The sequence below is a fragment of the Haloferax sulfurifontis genome (genome assembly GCF_014635105.1).
Taxonomy (GTDB): Archaea; Halobacteriota; Halobacteria; order Halobacteriales; family Haloferacaceae; genus Haloferax; species Haloferax denitrificans.
In genome coordinates, this window is sequence record NZ_BMCI01000018.1 from 1 (window position 1) to 3,458 (window position 3,458).

Here is a 3,458-nt window from a genome sequence, read left to right on the forward strand (position 1 = left end):
GGTCTTCGCTTCCCCTTGGGGGTCTCCAGACTCCGCACTGGAACGTACTGTTCACCGGGCCCAACGTTGGGACAGTGACGCTCTCGTTGATCCATTCATGCAAGCCGCTACTGAAGCGGCAAGGTACTACGCTACCTTAAGAGGGTCATAGTTACCCCCGCCGTTGACGGGTCCTTCGTCCCATTGTAATGGGTGTTCAGATACCCGCACTGGGCAGGATTCAGTGACCGTACGAGTCCTTGCGGATTTGCGGTCACCTATGTTGTTACTAGACAGTCGGAGCGTCCGAGTCACTGCGACCTGCTCGGTCAAGAGCAGGCATCCCTTATCGCGAACTTACGGGACTAACTTGCCGAATTCCCTAACGTCGGTTGATCCCGACAGGCCTTGGCTTGCTCTGCCAGCGCACCTGTGTCGGATCTCGGTACGAGCTTCTTGCTTGTCTTTTCACGGGCTCTAGGTACCGCCGAGTTTCCCTATCTCACCATTCGTTCGCTTCGTGCCGTTACGGCTTCCACGAATTTCGGTGATTCGACGGGGCGAAGGCCCCGCTCGGTGTTTCCTAAAGCGTCGACGTTTAGTGCAAGAAGGTACTGGAATATTAACCAGTTTCCCTTTCATCTAATTCGAATTACGGTTAGACTTAGGATCGACTAACCCTCGGCTGATTGACAGTGCCGAGGAACCCTTGCGCGTAAGGCCGTCGGGGTTCACACCCGACTCTCGCTGCTACTGAGACCATGATTTTCGTTGCTGCACGGTCCACACGAGTTCTCACCCGTGCTTCCACCCATGCAGTATGCCAACCTACGGAATCGTGTCGTATGACACGCCGCCAGGTCTCGGAGGTGGATTTGAGTCCCGATCATTTTCGACGCCTCGAACCTCGGCCGGTAAGCTGTTACGCTATTCTTAGAGGGTAGCTGCTTCTAAGCTCACCTCCCGGCTGTTTAGGGCTCGAGACAATCTTCAATCACACTTAATCCACACTTTGGGTCCTTAACCTGGCTCTGGGTTGTCTCCCTCACGGTGCACAAGCTTACCCCGCACACCGGACTCCCTGAGTCTACGACGTTCGTAAGTTCGGAGTTTGACAGGGAAGCGAACTCCTCTCGGAGTCCGGATTCCCAATCGGTCGCTCTACCTCACGAACTATCTCATCAGAGGTCATGCTTCGACATGTTTCGGTTGGAACCAGCTGTTGCCAAGTTCGATGGGCCTTTCACCCCTACACCAGAGTCACGAGAGGGTATTGTAGGACACCAACTCTAACGGGCCTCCACGCAGCTTTCGCCACGCTTCGCCCTGCTCCGGCGTAGATCACTTGGTTTCGGGTCGCATCCGGTTGGCTCCCCGCCCTTGAAGACGGTGGCCCTGGTCAAAGACTGCGGCCGTATCGGTTTCCCTATGCCTCCGGGGGTTCACCCCTTAGACTCGCCAGTCAGATGCACTCCATGGTTCGTTTTTCAAAACGCACGACGCAACATCGGCTTCACTCAAGTCTTACTACGGGATCGCTCCCAGTTCATTCGTCGAGTGACCTTGTATGCCACGTCGCTCTATCGCCAACTGATTTCAAGCCCTATTGCACCGCCCTTTTCGGGGTGCTTTTCAGCGTTCGCTCACGCTACTTGTTCGCTATCGGTCTCGAGGAGTGTTTAGTCTTCGCAGTTGATGCCTGCGAAATTCACGAGGGATATCCAACCCCCGCTATTCTGGAACAACCCCGGGATCTGGTTCTTATGTTACGGGGTTTTCACCCTGTATCACGCTCCATTCCAGGAGACTTCACATAAGATCCAGGTCCGTTATGGGTAGTCCGTACACCACATTGCCCGAAGGCTTCGGTTTGGACTGTATCGCGTTCACTCGCCGTTACTAACGACATCGCGGATTGCTTTCTTTTCCTGTTCCTACTAAGATGTTTCAATTCGGAACGTTCCCCATTGCGCGAGGCAATTGCGTGGGGATTCCCATTCGGAGATCCTCAGTTCTTTCCCTCCATGCGGGTCCCTGAGGCTTATCGCAGCTTGGCACGTCCGTCATCGGCTCTCGAGCCGAGCTATCCACCAGCTGGCACAGTAGCCAGTTGATATAGTCACTGTGACCCGGAGAACGGGTCCAGTGGACGCCTGGATTGCACGTACACACGGTTTCATCAAACACCCTCGGTGATCTCCGAGGCGTGTTTTCGACCCTTCCCAACCTCGCTTGCGCGGGATGGTGCATCTGTCGTCAGTATCCATTCTGTCGAAACGTCTTGCCACACTTAAGGGGCACGATCGTTTCGGAGTGGAGTACTGCTTACCATGGACCCACAGGGATTCGAACCCTGGGCATCCTCCTTGCAAAGGAGGCACTCTACCACTGAGCTATGGGCCCGTGTTAGCCCTAGTAGTTCTAAGGTGTCCGAACGGGTGTCATTGGTGAACTCGGAAGATCGCGTGTGAGCCACCCCATCGGGGTGGTCTCGGTCGTTAGGAGGTGATCCAGCCGCAGATTCCCCTACGGCTACCTTGTTACGACTTAAGCCCCCTTGCGAAGCCCAGATTCGACCACCGTGTGGTGGCCTCATCCGGACCTCACTCGGGTGCTTTGACGGGCGGTGTGTGCAAGGAGCAGGGACGTATTCACCGCACTCTATTGAAATGCGATTACTACCGAATCCAGCTTCATGAGGGCGAGTTTCAGCCCTCAATCCGAACTACGATCGAGTTTAGGAGATTAGCGTTCTCTTTCGAGATAGCAACCCATTGTCTCGACCATTGTAGCCCGCGTGTAGCCCAGCTCATTCGGGGCATACTGACCTACCGTTGCCCGTTCCTTCCTCCGCTTTAGCAGCGGCAGTCCTTCTAATGTACCCAGCCAGTCGAAACTGCTGCTGGCAATTAGAAGTGCGGGTCTCGCTCGTTGCCTGACTTAACAGGACGCCTCACGGTACGAGCTGACGGCGGCCATGCACCTCCTCTCTATAGCGTCGTGATAAGGTCATCAACCTGATCGTCATCACTATAGTCGGAGCTGGTGAGATGTCCGGCGTTGAGTCCAATTAAACCGCAGGCTCCTCCGGTTGTAGTGCTCCCCCGCCAATTCCTTTAAGTTTCATCCTTGCGGACGTACTTCCCAGGCGGCTCGCTTCTCGGCTTCCCTACGGCACAGCACAGGCTCGTAGCCTGTGCCACACCTAGCGAGCATCGTTTACAGCTAGGACTACCCGGGTATCTAATCCGGTTCGAGACCCTAGCTTTCGTCCCTCACCGTCGGATCCGTCTTCTCGAGGTGCTTTCGCCATCGGTGGTCCGTCCAGGATTACAGGATTTCACTCCTACCCCGGACGTACCCCTCGAGCCTTCCGGTCCCAAGCCACATGGTTTTCACCGGACGCCCGCCAGTTGAGCTGGCGGATTTCCCGATGAACCTTCGTGGCCGGCTACGGACGCTTTAGGCCCAATAATATC

At 55.5% G+C, this 3,458-nt stretch carries 1 tRNA gene and 2 rRNA genes; all 3 read right to left on the bottom strand.

Features of this window, described 5'->3' with window-relative positions:
• Positions 1 to 2,094: ribosomal RNA gene (locus IEV64_RS19750) — 23S ribosomal RNA — on the bottom strand; the annotation flags it as partial.
• A gap of 216 nt (positions 2,095 to 2,310) precedes the next feature.
• Positions 2,311 to 2,382: transfer RNA gene (locus IEV64_RS19755), tRNA-Ala, on the bottom strand.
• Between the two features lie 97 nt (positions 2,383 to 2,479).
• Positions 2,480 to 3,458: ribosomal RNA gene (locus IEV64_RS19760) — 16S ribosomal RNA — on the bottom strand; the annotation flags it as partial.